Source organism: Streptomyces sp. NPDC000878, assembly GCF_053599695.1.
On sequence record NZ_JBSFMT010000005.1, the window covers coordinates 218,881 to 242,270 of the forward strand.

Sequence of the window (23,390 nt, forward strand, 5' to 3'; positions counted from 1 at the left end):
CGATCTGCGGCTCCGCCGCGCGGGCGCGACGAATTCGGAGGCGCGCAGCGCCCCGAAAGGGGCGCGGGGCTGTGTTGCATGTGCGGCTACCGCCGCGTGCGCGCGACCAGCCCCCACGGCGCCGCACCATCCACACCCACAAACGCACCGCACGGCACCAACACGCGGCCCAGCAGCCGCACGCGGGGAGGAAACCCATGAAGATCTTCCAGCCGATGCTCTTCGTCGGCCTGGGCGGCACCGGTGGCCTGGTCGGCGCCGAGCTGGAACGCAGGCTGCGCGCCGAACTGTGCGGCCCGGACGGCTCGGCCCTGAGCCGGCTGAGCGGCCACGCCCCCTACCAGCTGCCCGACTGCCTGCAGTTCGTGTACGCGGACTACAGCGAGTCGGACCTGATGCGGCTGCCGCAGTTCAACGTCGACCCGTCGCTGCGGGCCGCCTACTCCCGTACCTCACGGGCCACCCACGATCTGCTGCCGAACTTCGACAGCTCGCCGGAGGTCACCAAGATGCTCCGGGCGAGTCTGCGCGGCGAGGTCGCCGACTGGCTGCCGCCGCGCACCGACGAGCCGCGCGTCACCCCGCTCCACAACGGCGCCGGACAGCTGCCCACCATCGGGCGCGCCGCCCTGTTCGCCACGCTCCGGCACGGCCTCTCGCCCGTTCTGACGCCGCTGCTCCAGGCGATCGACGCGATGGCCAGGGCCGGCGGCGAACTCGCCGAACTGGGCGGCGGAAAGGTCACCGGCTGCGATGTGTTCGTCGCGTTCTCGGTGGCTGGAGGCACAGGCGCCGGGATCTTCCTGGACTATCTCCACCTCATCAACCACGCCTTCCAGCTGCGCCGGTTCAACGGCGTGAAGATCTACCCGCTGGTCGTCATGCCGTCGTCGTTCTCGTCGGCGACCGGTGGCGGGCGCGAGGCCGAACTCAACGCGGCCCGCGCCCTGGTGGACCTGTTCCGGCTGGTCGACGGGCAGAACGCGCCGACCGAGGGCGCCGAGATCGGCGACCTCGACCAGCCCGCCGGGCTCGGCGTCCGCTACCCGGGCAGCCAGCCGATCCGGCTGCGCACCGGCATCCTGCCGACGTCGTTCCTGTTCAGCCCAACTGCCGGTATCCGCCCGGACGATCTGCGGCGCTCCATCGTGTCCCTGGTGATGTCGCTGATCGGCACCGAGCTGGGCGACAGCCGCACCCGGGGCCGGACGACGGTCAGCGACGACGACTTCCAGACCTTCGCCGCCAGCTTCATCAACCGGGGTGTGCACCGAAGTGCCCTCTCCCCGACCGGCATCGGCCGCCAGGGCGTCTCCACCAGCCTGGTCGCGTCGATGACCGTCCCGATGGACCAGCTCGCCGACCTCGTCGCCGGGCGGATGCTGCGGGAGGCGGTCACCGATCTCGTGGACCGGCCCCGGGCCGCGCTGCGCGAGGCCACCGTGCCGATGATCCGGCAGCTGTTCGCCGACTCCCACCTCGAAGAGCTGTGGGAACGCAGGCAGTTGCCCGTCCTGGACCCCGAACCGCTGCCGCGCGGCGGCAAGGCCATAGAACAGGCGCTGGGCGAGCGCGTCTCGGACATGCAGCGCCTGCTGGGCGACCTGCGGGCCGGCGCCGAACGCTCCGCCGCCACCATGGCCGACCGCTTCTCCCCGCGCCCCGCGATCGACAAGCTCCTCCAGAACGTGGACCCCTTCCACGCCGACCGGGTCGTCCGGGGCATCCCGGAGAGCGACGACGCCATCGCCCGGCTCGGCTTCCTCGGCATGCTCGACCACCGCTCCCGCGCCCCGCAACGCCCGCCGGGCATGACCGAACAGCCGCCCAAGATCCCCCGGGTCAAGGGCCGGTTGGCGGGTATGTCACCGGCCCGCTGGGGCGACGACGACGTCCAGGCCGCGCTCCAGGAGCAGGACGCCTGGTACCAGTGGCGCTGCCGGACCATCTGGCACGAGGCCTGGCGCGAACAGCAGCAGCACTGGCGGGCCCAGGCCGACACGGCGGGCGCCGACATCGCCCGGCTGGTCAACGCCTTCCGCGCGCACAGCGACCAGGAGCGCAAGATCTCCGCGCAGAAGGGCATGGAACTGTACGAGGACCGCACGGGCATCTCGTATCTGCTGCCGCCGCAGCGCACCCTCAACCACTTCTACGAGGACGTGGTGACGAGGCTGATCCGCCGCGAGGGACTGCGCGAGACGGAGGACTCGGCCTCGCTGCTGCTCAAGCTGGTCGACGGGGACACCTGGCGGGACGTCCACGCCCGCAGCCGACGCAGCCCCGACGACGCGGTCTCCGTCGTGAAGGCCCAACTGGAGGGCAGGATCACCCGGTTGTTCGCGGAGGGCGGCGAACGCCTCGAAGAACGGCCCCTGTTGCCGTCCATGAGCACGCTACTGGCCGCAGCGGCGGGCGACTCGGACGCCACCGACCAGGTCAGCAAGGAGGCCCTCGACCTGTTCGGCCGCAAGCTGACCGGACTGCTGCCGGTCGGCTTCACCCCGGAGGGCACCGGCCCGCTGCGGGTCCTGGTCACCTACCCGCGCGTGGAGGCGGTGGACGAGGTCGAGCAGTACCTCGGCAAGGCACTCCGCCTCCCCTCGGACGCTCGAAACTCGGTCGAATACAGGGGAGTCGAGAGCGACTCGGTCACGGTCGTCCTCTTCCGCAGCGAGATGAGCCTCACCCAGGTCCCAGAGGCCCGCAAGGTGCTGCGCCAGTGGGCCAGGGCCAAGGACAACGAACAGGCCCAGGACGTCCTGCGCTGGCGCCAGCGGCTCGGCTACCGGGACAGCTGGATGGTCAGCGGCGAGGAGGACCGCCGCGTCATCCTGCACCGGCTGCTGTGCTGCATGTGGAACGGCCAGGTCGACGTCGTGGACGGCGAGTCGGCGTCCCCGGACCGCGTCCGGCTGCGCCTGCACCCCGAGAAGGGCCCCCAAGTACCGGGCGTACGACTGAGGTTGGGCGACTTCCCCGGCGGCGTGTCGAGCTGGGCGGAACTGCTCCGCTCGTACGAACGCTGGACCGTCCTCGACGACGAACGCACGGTCGAGGACTACTGCCGCGAACTCATGGGCGCTCAGCCGCTCGGCCTCACGAGAAGCGGCACCGATCCGGACCCCCTGTTCGTCGAACTCGTCGAGGAGATCGCCCCGCGCCAGCTGGCCCTGCTCACAGAGCGCCGCAACCGGGACGGCGAACGCGTCGAGGGCTGGGTACGCCCCCTCTGGGAGTTCTGGGCGGAGACCCTCCCGGCCGCCCTGGACACGGAGTTCGGCGACCAGCGCGCGGTCCAGCCGACCCTCCGCACCCTCCTCGAACACGTCCGCGGCGGCACCCCGGCCCCCCGCCAAGGCCCGGAACCGGAGACCCCCCGACGCCTGATCGACGACGAGGACGACTGGGGTACGGCACCCCGGACCCCGGAGCCCGACAGGCGCCGTGCGTCGGCCGACGGCTACGACGAGCGGGCGGGCCGCCGGGACGACGAGCCGGCCCCCCGGGAAACCCCCCGCACATCACCTCGTACGTCCGCCCGCTACGACGACGACTTCGCGGTGGACGACTACACCAAGCCGTCCGCCGACAGCCGCGACGACAACGACAGTGCGTACGGCGGCAGTTCACGCTTCTTCACCCGGGACGGAGACATCGGTCCCGATGCCGGTGGCCAGGTCGGTGGCCGTGCGGACGGCCGGGTCAACGGCTCCCCGCGCGACACCGAGCGCTTCTCCGCCCCCTGGGACCAGCCCGACGACATGGACACAGACACCGATACTGACGCCGACCGCCGGTACGACCGGGACGGCGACAGCTCGCCCTGGGACGGAGACGCCCAGTGAGCCTGCCCACCCTGGGCTCCGGCCCCGTCGTCATCCGGCTCGACCTGCGTTCCGGGGCGGCGGAACTCGACACCGCCCAGGCACTGCGGGCCCGCATCGCCCGCCTGCTCGCCCGGGCCGGGCAGCCGGAACCCGACGACCCGCTGTTCCTGGTGACCGACACCCCGGCCGGCCTCACCGACCACCAGCGGCAGTACGAACTCCTCTCCGGCTACCGGGCGGTGGGCGAGGTGAGAATCCTGGTCCTGCTGGTGGGCAGCGCGCCCGGTTCGTACGCCGACCAGGACGAGGCGTTCCGGCCCGACCGGCGGCTGCTGCGCCCCTCGGTACTGCGCACCTCCGGCACCGCCCTCCTGTGGGCCGGTGACCTGCGCGCCGCGCGCACGGCGGTCGAGCACCCCGCGCCCGACGACCCGGACGCGCTGGCCGTCCTGGTGGACGTGCTGTCGGTACCGGACGTCTATCTGCGCGTCCTCCACGACCTGGAGTCCCTGCCCGAGGCCGTCGCCGCACCCGGCGTACGCCTCCTCGAACAGGATCTGCCCCCCGAGGTGCGCGACCGGGCCTGGCGCGACGCGCTCACCCGGTTCGCGGGCCACGACACCGACCACGCGCCACCGACGGCGGTCGCCTCCGGCGCCGATCTGCCGGAGCCACTGCGGTCGTTGGTGACCGGCCGAGGCGGCCGGGACCAACGGCACCGTGAACCGGGCGGCCCGGCGGACGGAACGTACCGCGCCTGCGCGGACGCCCTGGACGACGCCGACGAGGCCCTGGCAGGCCTACGCACCCTCCCCGGCCTCCTCCGCCCCGCCCGCCGCGCGGCCTTCGAGTCGGACCTCGACCAGGCCCGCCAGTCCCTCGACGCCTACAAGTCCCTGGTGGGCAGGGCCCTGACCACCAGCACCACCTCAACCGCCGAGGCAGCGGCCCACCTCACCGCCCTGGGCCTACGCGTCCCCACAGCAGAGGGCATGCGCGACCGCATCGGCGAGGCCCTACGCGAATACGCCGAGAAGCTGCTCGGCCAGGGCCTGGCGTTGAGGTCGGTGGCCCAGAGGTTCACGGCCTTGGCGGGCAGGGTGGAACCGGTCCCCAGCTCGGCGCTGGCACGAAAAATCAGGGAGTTCGATGGCGCCCCTATAGGGGCGCGGGGAACTGCGCGACCAGCCACAACGAACCCGCACCCGAAAGACAACCCTCCCCGCGGAGCACTAAGCACCGGATTCATCGCAACAGGCGCCGGCCTGCTAGGCGCCCTATGGCAAGGCCCCCTACTCGCACTCGCCCTAATCATCCCGCTCCTCTTCCTCACCACGACCCTCCTGGCCGCATCCCGCCTAGGAGCCACAGGCCGCACAGGCCGCTGGGCAACGGTCCCCCAGATCGCCTCCTGGGCCGGCGCCCTGACCGGCGCCCTCGTGGCGTACGCAACCAACCCCCCACCCTGGGTGGCAACCTCCGCCCTGCTGATCGCCCTGTGCGCCGCAGCACACACCACCCGCCGCCTCTGGCGCACCGCAGCGGACACCTGGACCCCGGGCCACGCCACCGCCACACTCCGCCAGGCCCTCCAAGGCCTGGACGCCCTCCTCGCCGAGGGCGTCCGCGAGCACTGGGCCGTAGAGGAGCGCCTGAACTGCGCAGATGCGGCCCGTTCCGTAGCCGGTGTGCTCCGGGCGACGGCAGCGGCGGCGGAAGCCGAAGCGGTCCCCGAGCCCGAACGAGCCACGGTCGGGGCCGGCGCGTACGACGCGTACGACGCCGGGGCCGGGGCCGGGGGGCTCCCGGTGGACGACTGGCTGTCGAGCACCCCGGACGCGTTCTCCGGCACCGGCGACGGCCCCACCGACGACAAGGCCGCCAACGACGACTGGATGACCGCGTACGCCTGGCCGGACGCCCCGTCCTGGGACGACGACCCGGCGAACCGCACGGACACCGCCGTACCCACTCCCCGCGAAGAACCCCCCGTGTCCACCCCGCCCCGCGCAGCGGACCGCACCGCCGCCACACCCCGCTGGCTGGACCGCGAGACCGCCGAGGGCGGCCCGGAACTGGTCGCCACCCTCGCCCGCGACCTCACCGACGCCGCCCTGAAGGCGATGGCGACCTACTGGGGCGCCGTGGAACGCGGCCAGGCCGGCACGCTCGCCGCGACCCGGATCGAGGGCCGGGTCGCCGAACTCCTCTCCACGGCCCGAAGGCACCTACGGCACAACGGAGTTCTGGCCGCGCCACCCTTCGCCGCCACCCGCCGCACCCGCGCCAACTCGGCCGGCCTGCTGGGCACCGACCCGCACGCACTGGCCGGACTGGTCGGCGCGGAGACCGACCGCCAGTCCGTGGTCCAGCTGTCCTCGCCCGACCAGGGCGCACTGCTGAGCCGCGATCCGGCGGCGGCCGTGTGGATCAGGTTCGCGCCCCTGGCCGTACGCGACGAGGTCGAGAAGGTCTGGCGTACGAACGGTACGGACCGCCCCGAGGAGGTGGAGTGGACGTCGTCCGGACGGTACGCGGGCCTGCTCCGGCTCACCCCGCTGCGCCCCGGAGTGGTCGACACCTTCCGCCCCCGCAACGACGACTACGGGGACGGAGACAACGGAAACAACGGGGACAGGGGCGGGCAGGGCTACGAGTACGGGAACGGACACGGCTACGAGTACGAAAGCCCGTACGACCGAGGGGACGGCGACAGCTGGTGACCCGCACCACGCATCCAGGGCCAGGTCCGGGAGGATCGGGACCGGGGCCGGGGGTCCCGGACGGACCCGACGACGCCAAGCTCGGCTTCAGCACCCCCGCCGGCCGCCGCCACATCACCCGGGTCCGCTTCGGCCCCGAGTCCCGGCGCGACCCGCAGCTGCCCCCGCTGATCCGCAACGCCCTGCTCGACGACCGGGGCCAGGGACAGCGCTGCGTACAAGTGCGGCTCTCCGCCGCCGACGCGACGGAACCGGCCGCCCGCGCCCTCCTCGACACCGAGGCGGGTACCGCGCTGCGGCTGCACCGGCTGGTCGACGGCACCGAGTTCGCCCCGCTCTTCCCCCGGCTCATCGGCTACGAGCTGGACACGGACGAGCCGTTCCTCCTGTACGACCCACCGCGCGGCGCCACCGCCGCGAAGACGCACGTCATGTCGTCGACCGACCAGCGGGTCCTCGCCCGCGACCTGATGCTCGCCCTGTGTCTGCTGGACGGCCAGGGTCTGGTGCCGCGCGGCATCTCACCCGCCAACGTGCTCTGGGACGGAACCTCCCTGCAACTGTGGGGACTTGAGGGCGTGACCGACGTCGGCCGGCCCCGGTCCGCGTGGGGCCGGGCCCCCTACTCCTCGCCCGAACAGCGCCAGGGCGAGGGCGTGACCGACTCCCGGGACGCGGTGTGGAGCGCGGCCCAGGTGCTCTACCGGCTGGTGACCGGCCGCCCCGGCCACGCCGACCGGGCACCGGCCGACCTCGGCGAACACCGGGTCCTGGCCGAGACGTTGAGGGACGCCTTCGCCCCCCGGGCGACCGGCCGCCCGACCCCCGCCCAGCTCCTCGACCTGCTGTCCCCGGGGGCGTCCGGCCGCGCCGCGCTCCTCGCACCCCCCGACGAGACGCAGCAGGACCGCCAGGTGTTCGAACAGGCCCTGCGCGCCAAACGACAGGCACCGGTGGCCCCTTCGACGCTGGGTACGGGCGCGGGAACGGCCCTGACCGAGAGCGAGGTGATCTGCCCGTACTGCCTGGAGACCATCCAGCTGGACCTCGGCGCGCTGTACGTCACCGACAGCCGGATGCAGTACCAGCCCCTGAACCTCGCGGGCGTCGGCAAGCTGCGCCGCCAGGACGTCATGCGCGGCGCGGTCCAGAAGTGCACGGCGGACCCGGACTTCCCCGAACACTTCATCCCCGTCCCGTACTTGACGTACGGCCGCCCGCTGACGGTGGCGATGGTCGGCCAGTCCTCCACCGGCAAGAGCCATCTGCTGACCCAGATGATCGCCGAGATCACCGACGGCGGCCTCGAACCCTTCGGTCTCAGCTGGCAGTCCGTCAACCCCGAGCAGCACGCCCGGTTCGTACGGGAACGGGTGCAGCCCCTGCGCAACGGCCGCGTCCTGGCCCACACCACCGTCCTGGGCCTGGACGGCTTCGCCCGCTTCGCCGAGTCCCTCCTCCTCACCGACGCCCACGGGCAGGTGCGTCCGGTCGCCTTCTTCGACCTGGGCGGTGAGGACCTCGTACGCACGGACGCGGCCCTGCGTTTCCTGCTCGGGGTGGACGCCCTGGTCTTCGTCGTCGACCCCGTACTGGCGCTGCCGCTCCCGCAGTTGGACCACGCGAGGGAACGCGGCGGGGTCGAGGTGAACCGGGACGGCGACCTCGCCTTCGCGACGGTGCTCGACCGGCTGCCGAAGACGGGCCAGTACCTGGAGGTGGCGGCCACGATGGTGCTGGGCAAGGCGGACCTGCTGCGCTTCCAGTCGCCGGTCGACCGCTGGCTGGGCCGGCCGGGGGCCACCTCGCTGGACGCCACGCTCATCCGCGAGGAGAGCCAGGACGTCCACGCGTTCCTGCGCCGGCACGCGGGCCAGGCCTGGCTGCGCCCCTTCGACGCGATCCGCCGGTGCACCCTGCACGTCGCGTCGGCCACCGGCGGCCAGGAGGACCAGGGCCGCTATCCGGCGGGCGCGGCACCCCGGCGCGTACTGGAACCGCTCCTCTCCCTGCTCGCGATGCACGGCCTGATCGACGTCCCGGGCGGCCCCGAGGCGTTCGCGCGGGGCGAGGCGGCGGCGTGGGAGGCGGTGCCGACGGATGGCGACGGGGGACACGGGCAGTTCGGCGTGCCCGGGGCGCGGGGAGCCGGGGGCCCCGGACGTGCACGGGATCGGGAGCGGCAACGGGAACGGGGAGAGGAAGAGCAGTGAGCGAGTTCCAGGAGATGCCGTCGGTGTCCTCGGCCGCATCGGCGCCTTCGGCGCATCCAGTCCCGTCGGTGCATCAGCTGGTCTTCCGGTGGGAGGGCAACCACGGCCGGCAGGGCACCGGCATGAAGGCGGTCGCCCACTCCTGTTCGGCGGAGCGGGCCGAGCAACTGGGCCGGGAACTGGGCCCGTTGCTGTGGGTGTCCGGCCCGGGCGCGGCCCGCCCGAGCGTCGTACGCACCCTGTCCCGCGACGGCGAGGTCCTGCTCGCCCAGCGCTGGCCCACCAAGGACCCGAACGGCCGCCCGAGCACGGTCAGCCATGTCCTGGTGGGCGCCCCGGGCATCCTGAAGACCCGTCAGTGCCTGGGTCTGGCGTACGGCGGCTGGGGGCTGCGGGAGTCCGCGGAGCAGGCGGCCGGCCCCCTGGCCGTGGTCGAGTGCGCGAAACTCGACGCCCTGGCGAGGCAGCGGCTGCCGGAGATGCTGGGGCGGCTGGAGAGCGTACGGCGTGCCCTGATCCTGGTCGCGGCGGAGTGGCTGCGCGATCCGGCACAGCGGGTGTCGCTGCTCGTGGGGGAGACGAGCCCGCCCGGCTGGCCGGACCGGGACGGCGCACCGCTGGTCTACCTCGGCCTGTTCCTCCTCTTCGGCTCCTGGCCGGGCCACGAGTGGACGTTCGCGACGTACGACACGGTCGACACCCACCCCCTGCGCCTCACCTCCGTCCCGCGCTGGGAACAGGACACCGGCGGCTCGGGCCCGCTGGCCCGCGTGGTGATGGGCCGTACGCCCGCCAACCCCCAGTTCGAACACCACGCGGCGGTACGCCTGGTCGAACACCTCCTGGCCCACCCGGAGTCGGGCCCGGGCGTACCCCAGCTGCTGGAGCAGCTGAACGGCGGCGCGACACTGGACTGGGCCCGGCGACGGGACCTGCTGGGGAGAATCCTGAGCGTGGACCGCCCGACCCCTGATCGCCGGGATGCCGGTCACCGGGATGCCGAGCGCCGGGATGCCGATCTCCGGTTCGATGAGCGCCAGGAGATGCCGGCACCGCGACCCGCCCCGCCCGAGAACCCGTACCAGGACCGGGACTCCGCGCCCTCACAGCACCCGTTCCAGAGGCTGACGGACCAGGACGTCGACCTGGAACGGCAGCCTCCGGCGCCCCCGCTCCCCGAACCCTCGTACCCGAAACCGCACTTGGAGCCCGCGCCCACGGTCACTCCGCCGCAGCCCAGCCGCGTGCCCGACCCCGAACCGTACGGACTCCACGAGGAGCTGTGCGGCCACCGGCGCGGGGATCTCCAGCAACGCACCATCCTGGAAGCGCTGTTGCGCCCGCTGCCCGACGAGGTGCTCCTGCGCGAGCTGCGCTCGGGCGAACTGCCGCCGGACGCACTGGACTTGGTGCTGTCCGAACTGGGCGACGACGAACGCTGCCGAAGGCGCCCCCCGGACATGCGACACACCCTGTGTGCCCAAGTACTGCACAACAACCTGTACTTGACCCACCACGGGCAGCCGGGCGAACTCGCGTCGAGAGCGGCCCTGGCGGACCGGGCGGCCAACCTCTTCACCTGGGCCGTGGCGCCCCTGGTCCGCGACGAACGCTATCTGCTCGACCTCCAGGAACTCCTGGCCAGAATGTGCCGCGACCTCCACCCCACCGCGGGCAACTGGCTCTGGCAGACCGTCATCTCCCCGCCGAACGGCGAGGTCCCCGACCTCCCGCCGACGGTGTGGCAGCAGAGCCTGCGCGTCCTGCTGACCCGACCGAACGGACCCCAGCCGGCCGTTCCCCCACCACCGCCCACCACCACACCGGAACCACCGGCCTCCACGAACCGCTTCTCCGAGCTGACGAACAACGTGGGCTGCGTGGTGGGCTTCTGCGCCGCCGTGATCGCCGTACTCATCGGGATCGCACTGATCGTCATGTAGACGAGCGGCCGGAGGTCACCAGCGCGACCAGGACCGCCACCCCCGGCTGCACTCCGTCACGCCTCGCCCTCTCCAATTAGACAGTGAGTCAAGTTACTCAACCGTAATCTACCGACTGCTACCCGAGGTAACCGACCAGTAGGTACGGTCCAGGCGAACCGCCGAACAACAGGTAACGAGAGGCGGCGACTTGCCCACCCGTGGGACGCGGGAGGACAGGACGCCACTCCCCCCATCCCTGCTCCTGCCAGCCGCTTCACAGGAGGTTCGCCATGCCCGCACGCAGACGGCTCCTGGCCGCAGCAGTAACCGCTGCGACCTGCCTGAGCGCTCAGGCACTCTCGTACACGACGACGACAGCCACGGCCGCAACGACCGCCTCCCCCACGGAGACGACGGAGACGGTCGTGTCCCGGGGCGTGGAAATCCCGGCGTTCTACACGCCACCGACCACGCTCCCCACCCCCGACGGCGCGCTGATCCGCACCGAACCCCTCCCCCTCGCCATCTCCCTCCCCACCCTCGACGGCCCCCTGCCCGGCCGGGCAACCCGCCTGATGTACAAGTCCACGGACTCGAACGGCGCCCCGGTCGCGGTCACCGGCGCGTACATCGAACCGACGGCGACCTGGAAGGGCGGCGGCGCGCGTCCGCTGGTCGCGGTGGCCCCGGGGACGATGGGCCAGGGCGACCAGTGCGCCGCGTCCCTGGGCCTGGAACACCCGCTGGTCCTCAACGGCCGTACGGTGTCCGTCGGTTACGAGGACATCGCGATCTACCGCCTCCTGGCGACCGGCGCCGCGGTGGTCGTCACCGACTACGCCGGCCTGGGCGCGACGGACCGCCTCCACACGTACGTCAACCGCCTCGACGAGGCCCACGCGGTACTGGACGCGGTACGCGCGGCCCGCAACCTCCCCGGCACATCGGTGACTTCGGATTCCCGGGTGGGCCTGTTCGGCTACAGCCAGGGCGGCGGAGCGACAGCGGCGGCAGCGGAACTCCAGGCCTCCTACGCCCCCGACATCACCTTGGCCGGCACCTACGCGGGCGCCCCACCCGCAGACCTGACGGCGGTGACAGAGGCGATCGACGGCAGCGAACTGACGGGCGCCCTGGGCTGGTCCCTGAACGGCTTCCTGCAGTCGGACCCGACACTGCGCCCGATAGCGGAGGCCCACCTGAACACGGCGGGCAAGGCCGCCCTGACGGACCTGTCGACGATGTGCGTAGGAGACGCACTCCTGAGCTACGGCTACACGAAGAGCACGAAGTGGACGACGGACGGCGAGTCCATCTCCGACATCGTCGCGTCCACCCCGGCCCTCCAGACCTTCCTGAACAGCCAGCGCATCGGCACACAGAAACCGTCGAGCCCGGTACGGATAGCGACGGGGACCAGCGACAACCTGGTCCCGCACGGCCAGGCCCGCCGCCTCGCAGCGGACTGGTGCGCGAAGGGCGCGAACGTCACGTACAGACCGGTGATCCTGCCGAACGTGATCAGCCCCCTGCTCAACCACTTCGCTCCGCTGCTGACGGACCAGGGCAGCGCGGTGAACTGGCTGACGGACCGCTTGTCGGGCAAGCCGGCGACGTCGAACTGCGGGGTGCTGCCGATCCTGCCGTGAGTCAACCACCTGACGATTAGCCCATAAGTGGACATAGCACCTGGGGCTCGATACGGTCGAAACGTAGGCGTCACAGCCGCGGAGGTCGCAGTCGGCAAGCAGATGGACGAGCGCCGGACACTGGAACGCACAGGCACGACAACCTTCACAACCGGCGCTCGACATCAGCCCATTCGCAGCACAGTCGACCGCCGTGCGAGGTAGGCACGGCACGCCACGACCCACGGCGGCAGGCGCACAATCCCCCACGCGACGGCACACCGCAGATGGCGAATTCGACGCCGTGCCCCGGGAATCACCCAGTTCGGCGTCCTCGTCAACGCGGCCCGAAGCAGACGAGTGGAGACCGCAATGCGGGATTTCAGCAGCAGAGGAAAGAAGGTCGCCTCCGCCACGGCCGTGGCGACGCTGGTGGTCGCGGCGTCCGCGGCAGCGACCGGTGCGACACAGGCCAATCCGGACAAGTCGAGGGTCATCGTCTCGGGTACCGCGAGTTGCGAGCGATTCGAGGACGCGTCAGTGACCGATGTGTCCATCACCCCCACCGGCAAGGACCCCAAGACGACCGAACTCTCCGGTGAGGACACGAAGGAGAAGTACAAGCTGACCTTCACGGGTGTCCCGAAGCTGCCGAAGGTCTGGCAGGCCAACGCCACGGTCAACTGCGTGGACAGCGAGGACGACACGCACACCTACAGCAAGAGCTTCAAGATCCAGCGGCCGGCGGGCACGACGGAAACCCAGACCCTCAACCTCAAGTAGGCCTCTGACCACAGAGAAGCGACGACCTGCTGCGACACTCGCAGCGGGTCGGTCGTGCACTCGGGGGGACTCAGGGGGAATCAATATCTGTCCCCGCCGTCGGAGAGTTTAATAGACCCCGCGGGGAGAGTTTCTGTCGCACCGCTCTCACGCCCCTCTCACGGTGGAGATCTTTAACGCACACAACCGCCGCAGCGTGCTACTGTCGATCTCGGTTGCAGTTTTGGTACCCAAAAATCTCAAGCGCTCCAGTCGGCCTCCGCGCCGCATTTCCACAGTTCGAGCGCTTCATATCTCCGGATCGATCATCTTCCGGCGGGTCATCATCGCGGCGACATGGCGTCCGTACCGTACGGATCCCGATGTACTGCCCCAGAGGGCCCCAGAGGAGATATGAACATGGCTGCTGGCACCGTGAAGTGGTTCAACGCGGCAAAGGGTTTCGGCTTCATCGAGCAGGACGGCGGCGGACCTGACGTGTTCGCCCACTTCTCGAACATCGCCTCCCAGGGCTTCCGCGAGCTGCTGGAAGGCCAGAAGGTCACCTTCGACATCGCGCAGGGTCAGAAGGGCCCGACGGCCGAGAACATCGTTCTCGCCTGACGTCGGCGCGCATTTCGTAGCTGGGATCCGCATCCCTAGGGGTGCGGTTCTCAGCTGCACATATTTCCCGCAGTGGTGTCACCTACGGGTTTTCCCATCTCAGCACTTGCGCCCGCGCAGAATATCTGCGGGCGAAATACCTGTCAGCGAAACATCTGTTCTGTAAGCGACAGCCGCTTTCGCATTCCATTCGGCCCGTTCCTGTGATTCCCTGCGCCGCTTTTCCGCTGCGGGAATTCCTCGATACGTGCCGTCGTATCAAGGAAGGTTCTGAATGAACCGCACACGTACGAACGACCGTTCCGCCCGCACCCGCGGCCGCACCGGCGGCCCCGCTTTCGGCGCTGCCAACGGCGCGAAGCGGGCCAGCCGGTTCGGCTCGTCGGCCCCGAGCCGGTCCGGCGGTCCGAGCCGCTCGGGCGGCGGCCACGGCCGCCGACCCGCCGCGATCCAGGGCGAGTTCGCCCTGCCGGAGACCATCACTCCCGCGCTGCCCGCCGTCGAGGCCTTCGCCGACCTCGACATGCCGGCCAAGCTGCTGACCGCCCTCGGCACGCAGGGCGTGACCGTGCCCTTCCCCATCCAGGGCGCCACCCTGCCCAACAGCCTCGCAGGCCGTGACGTGCTCGGCCGCGGCCGTACCGGCTCCGGCAAGACCCTGGCCTTCGGCCTCGCGCTGCTGGCCCGTACCGCCGGACTGCGCGCCGAGCCCCGTCAGCCGCTCGCCCTCGTCCTCGTCCCCACCCGCGAGCTGGCCCAGCAGGTGACCGACGCCCTCACCCCGTACGCCCGCGCCGTGAAGCTGCGCCTGACCACGGTCGTCGGCGGCATGCCGATCGGCAGGCAGGCCGGAGCGCTGCTCGGAGGCGCGGAGGTCGTCGTGGCCACGCCGGGCCGGCTGAAGGACCTCATCGACCGGGGCGCCTGCCGCCTCGACCAGGTCGCGATCACCGTCCTCGACGAGGCCGACCAGATGGCCGACATGGGCTTCATGCCGCAGGTCACCGCCCTCCTGAACCAGGTGCGTCCCGAGGGGCAGCGGATGCTGTTCTCCGCCACCCTGGACCGCAATGTCGACCTGCTGGTCCGTCGCTACCTGACCGACCCGGTCGTGCACTCGGTGGACCCCTCGGCCGGTGCGGTGACCACGATGGAACACCACGTGCTGCACGTCCACGGCGCCGACAAGCACCGGACGACGACGGAGATCGCGGCGCGCGACGGCCGGGTGATGATGTTCCTCGACACCAAGCACGCCGTGGACCGGCTGACCCAGGACCTGCTGAACAGCGGTGTCCGGGCCGCCGCCCTGCACGGCGGGAAGTCGCAGCCGCAGCGCACCCGGACCCTCGCACAGTTCAAGACCGGCCACGTGACCGTGCTGGTCGCGACGAACGTGGCGGCGCGCGGCATCCACGTCGACAACCTCGACCTCGTCGTGAACGTCGACCCGCCGACCGACCCCAAGGACTACCTCCACCGGGGTGGCCGCACCGCCCGCGCCGGCGAGTCCGGCAGCGTCGTCACCCTCGTCACCCCGAACCAGCGCCGCGAGATGACCCGCCTGATGGTGGCCGCGGGCATCACCCCGCAGACCACCCAGGTCCGCTCGGGCGAAGAGGCACTGACCCGCATCACCGGCGCCCAGGCACCCTCCGGCATCCCCGTCGTCATCACCGCACCGGTGGTGGAACGCGCCAAGCGCGGCACGGCCTCCCGTGGCAGGCGTCGGCCCGCGTCGAAGGCCCGGCGCGGGGGCGGGCGGCAGTCCGCCGTCGACTCGGCGGCCTGAGCAGCACGCGCCCAGGAAACCGAGCGATCAGGAAACCGACCCGTCCATCTGTGAGGCACCATGCGCTGTGTCATCGCCCGTTTCCCGTTCGACCTGACCAGGAGCGGTGTCCTGGAGTCGATGAAGGGCGTCAAGCCCGAGCAGGTCACCGGTGAGTCCGTGATCATCGGCCGCCGTACCTACCCCGTCAAGCAGGTCGGCCAGGTCATCACGCGCCAGGACCGCCGCGACTTCAGCAGCGGCGAAGTCGTCCGGGCCATGACCCAGCTCGGCTTCACCTGCCGCGGCCTTGGTGTCCCCGGCCCGCTCCAGCAGGCTTCCACGACGCCCGGCATCCCAGTGACCGTCTAACAGACAAGACAGAACAGGGCAGGACCGGGCCGGGCAGGACAGGCGCGAGCCGACACCCGAACCACGAGAAGGGCCCGACCGGCACACACCGGTCGGGCCCTTCCGCGTACCCAGGGAGCTGATGCTCTCCTCGGCGAGCAGGAAAATCTATGACGGCCGGAGTAGACATTGGGTGGTGGCGTGGTTATGGTTTCTCTCGTAGCCCAGAGAGACCGCAAGGCCTGGCAGAGACGAACTGCCGGCCGCAGTACCCGTAGTCGCAGTACGCATGACGGTGCGGTGGTGGAGTTCCGGAGCCAGGGTGATCGCAGGACGGCGACGGGACTGACGACCGGACCGGGTGGCCCGCAGTGATCAGGGGCCGCCGCGAGCAGTACCGAAAGGAAATCGATCGCCGAGGGACGAACGGAGGACGCAACCGCCATCAGGATCGCCCGGGCCGAAAGGCTGAGCCCGGGTACCGCAGGACATCGACAGTGAGGTGGTCTCCGGTCAGGCAATCGCGATCCCCGCACACCCGGCGGCAACTCGGCCGGGGCAGCGGAAACACAGGGTCGGCGTAGTAACAGCGCCGACAGATGGTGTAGTAGTTCCTTCGGGGCCCTGGTGCCGTACGGCACCAGGGCCCCTCCCCGCGTTCCATGAGAGAGGTTCAATGACAGCAGACGACTCGTTCGGCCGTCTCGACGACGATGACTACCCCGCCTACACCATGGGCCGGGCGGCAGACATGATCGGCACCACCCAGGGCTTCCTTCGCGCCCTCGGAGAGGCCCGCCTGATCACCCCGCTCCGCTCCGAGGGCGGCCACCGCCGCTACTCCCGCTACCAACTGCGCATCGCCGTCCGCGCCCGGGAACTCGTCGACCAGGGCACCCCCATCGAGGCCGCCTGCCGCATCATCATCCTCGAGGACCAGCTCGAGGAAGCCCAGCGCATCAACGCCGAATACCGCCGCGCCGCCGAATCATCCGCGCCGCCGCCCTCGGCCTGAACCGAGTACGCCCGTCAGGATCGGCGGGCCTCGGCCGTCGAGAGAAGTGCTACGCGGGCGCGGACCCCTCAGCCGGGTCCGCCCCGGCGTCAGCGCTGCACGCGGCCGGGCGGATACCGAGCCAGCCCGAGCACAGGACCGCCACGCCGCCTTGGAGACGCGGCCGTGGGCGTGGGCGTGCAGAATCCCGGCCCATACGATGCCTGCGCCGCCCCCTCGGCTACCGAGCAGCCGGCATGTTCCCGTCCCGCCAGTCGTTCACTCGCTTTCGGATGCTCGGGACCATCGGAAGCGCGTCGACCTCTTCGGGCAGGAACCAGCGGACGTCGGTGGATTCCTCGGACACGGCAAGTTGCCCGGCCACAGGGCGTGCCAGGAAGCAGACGGAGAATTCCTGGCGGACCTCGCCGTCGTCGTACTCGATGACATGACGGGGGTTGGTATACGTGCCGACGATGCCGACGATCTCGACGTCGAAACCGGTCTCTTCGCGGGTCTCACGAACGGCACAGTCCGGCAGTGACTCGCCGATGTGCATGACACCGCCGGGAAGCGCCCACATGTTGTTGTCTCTACGACGTTGCAGCAGGATGCGGCCGGAGTCGTCGACAACGACCACGGACGCGGCCGGGACCAGGCGTTGTGCGGCCGGAGCGTTCGGGTCGTCCTCGTAGTCACGCCTACCCACGGCCGTTTCCTTCCCATACCGGAGTGCCCCGGTTCCACAGTTCGTCGACGTGGGCGGCGAAGCGGTCGAACATGCCGTCGTTCTGGTGTCGACGCAGATGCAGCGTAGGAGCATCGTGCCCCACGCTGTGAGTCAGCAGGGGCGTCACGATCATGTCGTCGTCGAAGCGGAACACGGACAAGTACGCGTGTCCATCGCTGAACCTCGCGTTGATACCCGGCTGTTCCTTGATCTTCTCCAGTTCAGCGAGTGTCACGCGGATGCGGGTGGACAGGGTGAGCGCAACGTCTTCGTCCTGTTCGCGTGCGCGCGTGAGGTCACTGTCAGGGGCGCCGAGCAGAAAGCGCACTTGGCATCCTTGAGCGGCCTTGCGCTTCAGCGCGGTACCGAATCGAGCCTGCTCAAGCCAGAGAAAGTAGTTGGTGTAGCCGGCGAAGGTCAGCTCTCGTTCGGCCTTGGTGATCAACGACCGCCACACGGAGGCCGGGCAGCCGGACCGGTAGGGATAGACGGACACGACCTCGCGGTCCGGACCGACCTTTATCGCCTTCTTCGCGGCTGCTGGCCACAACACCGACTCGTCCTCCCCGAGTGCTTCGCAGACGGCCCACCGGTGGCGGGCGCGAGGTACCCGCCCGGTCTCCGTGATCCATCGGCCAACGGTCTTGATGTCCACGCCGCAGCTCTCCGCCAACTGCCGGTCAGTCATTCGGGCTTGGAGCATGGCGCGGCGTAAGGGTTCATTCACGGATGCCCCCGGGGACGTTAGGCACGCTTTTCACGGTATCCCTGCTCCATACCTAACGGCCGCGGAACGGAGTAGGAACGCACCGTCAGAGGCGGAAATGTGGTGGTCGACCACTCCACCATCGCCGACGCGGACCGACGTGCTGTACGTAGGGCCCGGGACGGTGGCCATCAACCGCAGGAGGTTGACGCAGTGAGCCGACCCATCGACACAGTCCACGACTGCCAGGAAGCACGACACCAGCGAGCCTGGCAGCGGACGCCGTGGCCGACTGGACGCAGAGTGGTCATCGGGCGGAGCCTGACCCGCGGATGGGAGATGTCGGCGTGACGGAAGACCTCGACGTAGTACGGCTTCTGCCGTGGGTGGGCTCCGGAGGCAGGCCCTGTTATCTGGCCGGAGGCGGCTCCGGCGGGTACGTCTCACGACTTGCGGACAACATGGAGGCGATGCAACTCGGCCTGGCCAGCGATCTGATCAAGGAAGCCCGGATCACGCTTGATGGCCGCAGCTGGACGCCGGGTGAACTCCAGTTGCTGGCCGTTCAGTTGACCGAGGCCCTCACCGACGTGCACCGCGTCGCGGAGAGCCGGGGCGGGCGCCTGTCCGTTCCTTCCTGGGACGATTCCGACCTGACTGAAGATGACGACGGGGACAACGACAGTTCCGCAGAGCCAACTGAGGCTGTCGGGTGACGACCTGCCGAGTGCGGTCTCGGATTACGGCTCCGGAGCGTTCCAGGAGGAACAGACGGGCAGAAGAACTACCTCCGAGGTCGTTGTGGTCGGCGGGCACCCTCTGTGGAACGTGCACAGGCACAGGCCGTATCTGGTGCCCTGTCTGCTGCGGGTTCGAGGGCTGCTGGACCTGCGCGCACACGTACATGGTGGCCTGTCCGTCCTGCTCTGAAGGGAAGCTGGAGCCGATCCGGTGGTGAGGCCCGGGCATCGACGACAACGCCCGCCCATACCCCGGCCGCATGACGAGACTGATCGTCGCAGCAGGTGGAGGAGGCCCGGTCCACGAGGGCCGGACGACTTCGTGGGGCTCGAACGGATCACCCCGGTGGGATCCTTCCGGCTTCCTCCCACCAACTCCTCAGTAACTGAGCGAGTTCGTGCTTCGGTGTGTTCTCCTGCTCGCCCTGCAGTCCGCTCACTGTCCCGTGCCCTGATCCGTTCGGCGCATAGTCGCAGGTCAAGGCCGTGTTTGGGCAGCCGTGCATGGATGCGTGAACCCGCGTGCCGCAGATGCTAGTGGACGCCGCAGACCTTCGTACGGGATGTGATCACAGCCGCGCGAGTGCTTCGCACCACACTCCCCGTCGCTCCCTCGGCGGGACGCTCCTGCCGCCGCGGACGGCATGGCGCGCCACGAGGGCCGGTTGGCAGGATTCAGGCCGATTCGGATTACAGGGGCCCGCTTCTGGCCGTATGGTTTCCGCCATGTTCGAGACGATTCGTTGGCGCTGTCACGTACACGCGAACGATCGCCGTGCCGCCGAGCGGGTGGTGGGACGTCTTGCGGCTCGGTTGGATCGTCCCCTCGAGATCGAGAACTACGAGCGGTACTGCAAGTTCCCCGAGCTGGCCGTGTTGCGGCTGGTCTCGCCGCTCCGGTGTCCCGCTCCGGAGCATGCGCTGATGACCGTCCTCGAGTGTGCGTGGAAGATCGCGACGCCCTGGAGCCTCGGCAGTCAAGGAACAAGCACCCACCACGAGTTCGAGGGCATCGCCGCCGCCAATATCGGTGCGCGCTTCAGCGTCCCGGGCATCGTGTGGATGGAGTTCCACGTCACCGACCGACCTTGACGAAGGCGGCAACCAGCCAACAGGCAGCCACCCGACCAACCCCGGCGTTACTAACATCGATGTTAGTAACCTCGATGTTAGTAACGCCGGGGCGCTGGCAGTCAGCGCCCGAATCCGGGCACCCCCTACCCCCCGAACACCACCACCAGCCGCCCATCCGAAGCGAACGACCAGTTCAGCCCGCCCCCGTACGCCGAGCACCGCGCCCCATTACTGCCCGACCAGAACTGGTTCGACGTGTCGGAGTCGCCGATGATCCGGTCGTTCGTGCCGGTCGCGCTGCGGCATGAGGTGTTCGTGCGGAAGACCGACGTGCCGCCGTCGAAGTTGAAGTTGCGTTCCGTGTTGTCGATGCTCACGTTGTCCGACACCGTCATCGTGCCCGGGTTGCTGTTCCAGGTGAAGCCGTGTTTGCCGTTGTTGTAGGCGATGCTCCGGCGGACCGTGTGGTTGACGGCGATGTCGTCGCCGCCGAGCTTGTAGCCGTTGCGGTCGCCGTTGCCGGCCTGGGAGCCGTCGGTGAGGGTGCCGTTCTCGTAGGCGAGGGAGTCCTCGACGGTCACCGGGCCGATGGGGCCCGTGTCGGTCTTGGTGTAGAGGTCCCAGCCGTCGTCGATGTTGTTGTGGGAGACGGCGTAGCGGAAGACGTTGCCCGCGCCTGTCGTCAGTTTCGCCGCGAAGCCGTCCGCGTCCTCGCCGTCCGAGTCGGCGTTGTCGTGGGACTCGGCGCTCACGATCAGGTTGTTGGCCGGCCAGTCGGCGGCCGGGGTGCTGGAGGCGATACGGCCGAGCTGGAGGCCCGTGTCGCGGTTGAAGCGGGTCACCGTGCGCTCGATGACGTTGTTGCTGCCGCCGACGTAGATGCCGTTGTCACCGGCCCGTTCGACGACCAGGCCCTTGATGTGCCAGTAGTTGGCGTTGAGTTGGAGGCCTCGGTTCGATGAACTCTCCGTCTGAGAAGAGAAGTTGAGGACCGGGGTCTCCCCGGGGTACGCGGACAGCGTCGTGCGGGCCGACGTCGTGCCGTTGTTGCCCGTCGGGATCGTGACCGTCGAGGCGTAGTTGTACGTGCCTCCGCGGACGTAGATCGTGCCGCCCGACGTGATACGGCTGATCGCCGAGGTGAGGGTCGTCGGGGCCGATGACGTGCCCGCCGCGCTGTCCATGCCCGACGGGGATACGTACAACGCCGACGCCGTGGGGGGTGTCGTGCCGTCGCCGTCCGGGACGTTCGCGTCGAGGTAGTCGATGTTGGGGAGGCCTGCTGCGGCTGTCGGGTTGAGGCGGATCGTGTTGCTGCCCGCCACCACCGGCACCGTCAGGGTCTTCGTCGTCCAACCCGTCCAGGTGCTCGTGCCCTCGAACGTCGCCGTCGTGACCGTCGCGCCGTTCACGATGACGCTCACCGCACGGGCCGTGGTCGTGCCGTTGGCGAAGCGGACGCCCAGTGTCGCCGTGCCCGATGCGGGTGCGGAAACGGTGAACTGGGCATACGCGCCTGCGGCGTTGGTGCCGTTGCAGAATCCGCTGCCGGAGTAGCCGGTCCAGTCGGAGTCGATCGTGCCGGTGCAGACCGACGGGGAAGTCTCGGCCTCGTAGCGGGTGGTCGCGGCCTGTGCCGGGGTGCCGGACAGGGCGACGAGGGTGCCTGCCAGCAGGCTGACGCACACCGTGACGGGTCTCAGATACCCCAGATTCCTCAAGTGGCTCAGGTGACTCATGGTTCTCCATCTCCAGGACGGTCGGATCGGTTGGATCAGCTTCCGGGCCGGATTGGAAAGCGCTTTCTCTCGGAAGTTAGAGCGGTAGTCCTGGGCGCGTCAATAGTCACGTACTTGATCGTTGTTCATATGGGTAGACGCCAGGAGAGGGGCGGTCCGTCCCGCCTGCCCGAACGCTTGGCCGTCCGCTTGGGCAAGCCACCACAACCCAAGCCGACCCCCGGCCGTCTCACATGGCGTCACCGAACTCTGAAAAGCCCCAAGTGCCCATGTGACCCCGGAGGTTACTCATGTCCTCATCCCCCACCGGCCGTCGGACCACCCGCGTCGCGTCGGCATCCGCATCGGCACTGGCCCTGACCCTCGCCCTCGGCGCCGGACTCGTGGCCGTCCCGCTCGCGCTGGCCGGTACGGCCGGTGCCGCGGCGCCGTCCGCGAAGGCCGAAACCGACTTCAGCGGCCGCGAGTTGACCTACACGGCCGCCGCCGGCCAGACCAACAAGCTGACCGTCGTCGAGGCCTACCCCGACGCCACGGACCACACGAACGTCACCTTCGCGATCGACGACGTCGTCCCGATCAGCGTCGGGCGCGGATGCGTCTACCCCAGCGCCGCCGACCACACGAAGGTCCTGTGCACGGTCATCACCGAGGAAAGCCAGAGCCCGTACCAGATCATGCGGGTGAACCTCGGCGACGGCAATGACGTGGTCGACTTCACCAACAAGAGCACCGAGGACTACCACACCACCGCGTTCGTCCTCGGCGCAGGCAAGGACAAGCTGACCGGCCGGGGCGAACTCGCCAACAACTTCGCGGACGGTGGGGCAGGCGACGACACCATCGTCGTGAGTAACTCGTTGCTCGTGGCCGGCGGTGCCGGCAACGACACCATCACCACCGCCGGTGACATCGCCCAGGGCGGCGCGGGCAACGACGTGATCCGCGGTGGCGCCGGGAACCAGGACCTGAGCGGCAACGACGGCAACGACACGATCTACGGCGGGACCGGCGGCGACCACATGTACGGCGGCGCGGGCAATGACGTCCTGTGGGGCAACAGCGGGGTCGACTACATGTGGGGGAACAACGGCAACGACAAGCTGTACGGCGGCCCCGGCAAGGACATCCTCTCGGGCGGCACCGGCCAGAACGTCGTACGTCAGGACTGACGGTTGACGGCAGCTGTCGGCGGACAGCAGCCAGAGGCCCCGGAGTTCCGTCTCCGGGGCCTCTCCGGTGTTCGGGCCGGTCGATCACCGCGTACGGGATCAAACGGGATCAAACCGCTGCCGCGGCCAGGCGGTGGAAGGCCTGAATGGTGTGAGGGTGGGCGATCTCGTCAAGGAGGTGTCGCCAGTCGGCGTCCGCCTCCGCGTTCATGCCCATGTTCACGTTCGTGTTCGTGTTCGTGTTCACGACGGTGACGGCGGGTGCGGCCGGGTGTGCCTGGTCCCAGGCCGTGAGCAGCGGGGTGAGGTCGGTCTCGGTAGGCATCCCTGGTTCCTTTCGCGGGGCTTCGGTTCGTTGGGTTCAACAATGCCGTTGCCCGGGCGGCCGGAACATGGAGCGACCCACCC

17 protein-coding genes are annotated in these 23,390 nt (G+C 69.9%); 13 read left to right on the forward strand and 4 right to left on the reverse strand.

Features of this window, described 5'->3' with window-relative positions:
- Window positions 1–197 precede the first annotated feature (197 nt).
- The 10 genes from ACWDR4_RS07505 (at window position 198) to ACWDR4_RS07550 (ending at window position 16,842) form a co-directional block, all read left to right on the forward strand.
- Entirely contained in the window at window positions 198–3,848 is a 3,651-nt protein-coding gene (locus tag ACWDR4_RS07505; RefSeq protein ID WP_450405060.1) for a tubulin-like doman-containing protein, read from the forward strand.
- A complete protein-coding gene (locus tag ACWDR4_RS07510; RefSeq protein WP_450405062.1) occupies window positions 3,845–6,553 on the forward strand; it encodes a hypothetical protein in 2,709 nt (902 codons plus the stop codon). The genes ACWDR4_RS07505 and ACWDR4_RS07510 overlap by 4 nt, the downstream gene beginning before the upstream one ends.
- Window positions 6,550–8,766: a hypothetical protein gene (locus tag ACWDR4_RS07515; protein ID WP_450405065.1), complete on the forward strand. Its 2,217-nt coding sequence runs from the start codon at window positions 6,550–6,552 to the stop codon at window positions 8,764–8,766. The genes ACWDR4_RS07510 and ACWDR4_RS07515 overlap by 4 nt, the downstream gene beginning before the upstream one ends.
- Entirely contained in the window at window positions 8,763–10,709 is a 1,947-nt protein-coding gene (locus tag ACWDR4_RS07520; protein WP_450405068.1) for a hypothetical protein, read from the forward strand. The genes ACWDR4_RS07515 and ACWDR4_RS07520 overlap by 4 nt, the downstream gene beginning before the upstream one ends.
- 272 nt (window positions 10,710–10,981) lie before the next feature.
- A complete protein-coding gene (locus tag ACWDR4_RS07525) occupies window positions 10,982–12,340 on the forward strand; it encodes an alpha/beta fold hydrolase (RefSeq protein WP_450405070.1) in 1,359 nt (452 codons plus the stop codon).
- A gap of 351 nt (window positions 12,341–12,691) precedes the next feature.
- Window positions 12,692–13,102 carry a hypothetical protein gene (locus tag ACWDR4_RS07530; protein WP_450405073.1) on the forward strand — a complete coding sequence of 137 codons (411 nt, stop codon included), beginning with the start codon at window positions 12,692–12,694 and terminating at the stop codon, window positions 13,100–13,102.
- Window positions 13,103–13,501: 399 nt separating this feature from the next.
- A complete protein-coding gene (locus ACWDR4_RS07535; protein WP_450405076.1) occupies window positions 13,502–13,705 on the forward strand; it encodes a cold-shock protein in 204 nt (67 codons plus the stop codon).
- 274 nt (window positions 13,706–13,979) lie between these two features.
- A complete protein-coding gene (locus ACWDR4_RS07540) occupies window positions 13,980–15,497 on the forward strand; it encodes a DEAD/DEAH box helicase (protein ID WP_450405078.1) in 1,518 nt (505 codons plus the stop codon).
- Between the two features lie 60 nt (window positions 15,498–15,557).
- Window positions 15,558–15,848: an SCO5918 family protein gene (locus ACWDR4_RS07545; RefSeq protein WP_450405080.1), complete on the forward strand. Its 291-nt coding sequence runs from the start codon at window positions 15,558–15,560 to the stop codon at window positions 15,846–15,848.
- A gap of 655 nt (window positions 15,849–16,503) precedes the next feature.
- Window positions 16,504–16,842 carry a MerR family transcriptional regulator gene (locus ACWDR4_RS07550; RefSeq protein ID WP_450405083.1) on the forward strand — a complete coding sequence of 113 codons (339 nt, stop codon included), beginning with the start codon at window positions 16,504–16,506 and terminating at the stop codon, window positions 16,840–16,842.
- A gap of 220 nt (window positions 16,843–17,062) precedes the next feature.
- On the opposite strand, the gene ACWDR4_RS07555 is transcribed toward ACWDR4_RS07550, so the two are convergent.
- Both ACWDR4_RS07555 and ACWDR4_RS07560 read right to left on the reverse strand, forming a co-directional pair.
- A complete protein-coding gene (locus ACWDR4_RS07555) occupies window positions 17,063–17,530 on the reverse strand; it encodes an NUDIX hydrolase (RefSeq protein ID WP_450405086.1) in 468 nt (155 codons plus the stop codon).
- Entirely contained in the window at window positions 17,523–18,206 is a 684-nt protein-coding gene (locus tag ACWDR4_RS07560) for a DUF5919 domain-containing protein (protein ID WP_450405089.1), read from the reverse strand. Before ACWDR4_RS07560 ends, ACWDR4_RS07555 begins: the two co-directional genes overlap by 8 nt.
- A gap of 398 nt (window positions 18,207–18,604) precedes the next feature.
- Between ACWDR4_RS07560 and ACWDR4_RS07565 the strand changes: the two genes are divergently transcribed.
- Both ACWDR4_RS07565 and ACWDR4_RS07570 read left to right on the forward strand, forming a co-directional pair.
- The gene (locus ACWDR4_RS07565) at window positions 18,605–18,973 is read left to right on the forward strand and encodes a hypothetical protein (RefSeq protein ID WP_450405092.1); all 369 of its coding nucleotides are present in this window, start codon (window positions 18,605–18,607) and stop codon (window positions 18,971–18,973) included.
- Window positions 18,974–19,723: 750 nt separating this feature from the next.
- Complete coding sequence (locus ACWDR4_RS07570; RefSeq protein ID WP_450405094.1) at window positions 19,724–20,089, forward strand: hypothetical protein; 366 nt, start codon at window positions 19,724–19,726, stop codon at window positions 20,087–20,089.
- 125 nt (window positions 20,090–20,214) lie between these two features.
- On the opposite strand, the gene ACWDR4_RS07575 is transcribed toward ACWDR4_RS07570, so the two are convergent.
- Window positions 20,215–21,810: a carbohydrate-binding protein gene (locus ACWDR4_RS07575; RefSeq protein WP_450405096.1), complete on the reverse strand. Its 1,596-nt coding sequence runs from the start codon at window positions 21,808–21,810 to the stop codon at window positions 20,215–20,217.
- Between the two features lie 290 nt (window positions 21,811–22,100).
- Between ACWDR4_RS07575 and ACWDR4_RS07580 the strand changes: the two genes are divergently transcribed.
- Complete coding sequence (locus tag ACWDR4_RS07580) at window positions 22,101–22,982, forward strand: calcium-binding protein (RefSeq protein WP_450405097.1); 882 nt, start codon at window positions 22,101–22,103, stop codon at window positions 22,980–22,982.
- A gap of 109 nt (window positions 22,983–23,091) precedes the next feature.
- Here ACWDR4_RS07580 and ACWDR4_RS07585 read toward each other — a convergent pair whose 3' ends face one another.
- A complete protein-coding gene (locus tag ACWDR4_RS07585; protein WP_450405100.1) occupies window positions 23,092–23,307 on the reverse strand; it encodes a hypothetical protein in 216 nt (71 codons plus the stop codon).
- Window positions 23,308–23,390: the final 83 nt, after the last annotated feature.

What these genes read in the sequence shown, in the direction of transcription:
- ACWDR4_RS07545 (WP_450405080.1), top strand. Translation starts at nt 15,558, where the DNA reads ATGCGCTGTGTCATCGCCCGTTTCCCGTTCGACCTGACCAGGAGCGGT.
- ACWDR4_RS07570 (WP_450405094.1), top strand. Translation starts at nt 19,724, where the DNA reads ATGTTCGAGACGATTCGTTGGCGCTGTCACGTACACGCGAACGATCGC.
- ACWDR4_RS07535 (WP_450405076.1), top strand. Translation starts at nt 13,502, where the DNA reads ATGGCTGCTGGCACCGTGAAGTGGTTCAACGCGGCAAAGGGTTTCGGC.
- ACWDR4_RS07550 (WP_450405083.1), top strand. Translation starts at nt 16,504, where the DNA reads ATGACAGCAGACGACTCGTTCGGCCGTCTCGACGACGATGACTACCCC.
- ACWDR4_RS07525 (WP_450405070.1), top strand. Translation starts at nt 10,982, where the DNA reads ATGCCCGCACGCAGACGGCTCCTGGCCGCAGCAGTAACCGCTGCGACC.
- ACWDR4_RS07585 (WP_450405100.1), bottom strand. Translation starts at nt 23,307, where the DNA reads ATGCCTACCGAGACCGACCTCACCCCGCTGCTCACGGCCTGGGACCAG.
- ACWDR4_RS07530 (WP_450405073.1), top strand. Translation starts at nt 12,692, where the DNA reads ATGCGGGATTTCAGCAGCAGAGGAAAGAAGGTCGCCTCCGCCACGGCC.
- ACWDR4_RS07540 (WP_450405078.1), top strand. Translation starts at nt 13,980, where the DNA reads ATGAACCGCACACGTACGAACGACCGTTCCGCCCGCACCCGCGGCCGC.
- ACWDR4_RS07575 (WP_450405096.1), bottom strand. Translation starts at nt 21,810, where the DNA reads ATGAGTCACCTGAGCCACTTGAGGAATCTGGGGTATCTGAGACCCGTC.
- ACWDR4_RS07505 (WP_450405060.1), top strand. Translation starts at nt 198, where the DNA reads ATGAAGATCTTCCAGCCGATGCTCTTCGTCGGCCTGGGCGGCACCGGT.
- ACWDR4_RS07580 (WP_450405097.1), top strand. Translation starts at nt 22,101, where the DNA reads ATGTCCTCATCCCCCACCGGCCGTCGGACCACCCGCGTCGCGTCGGCA.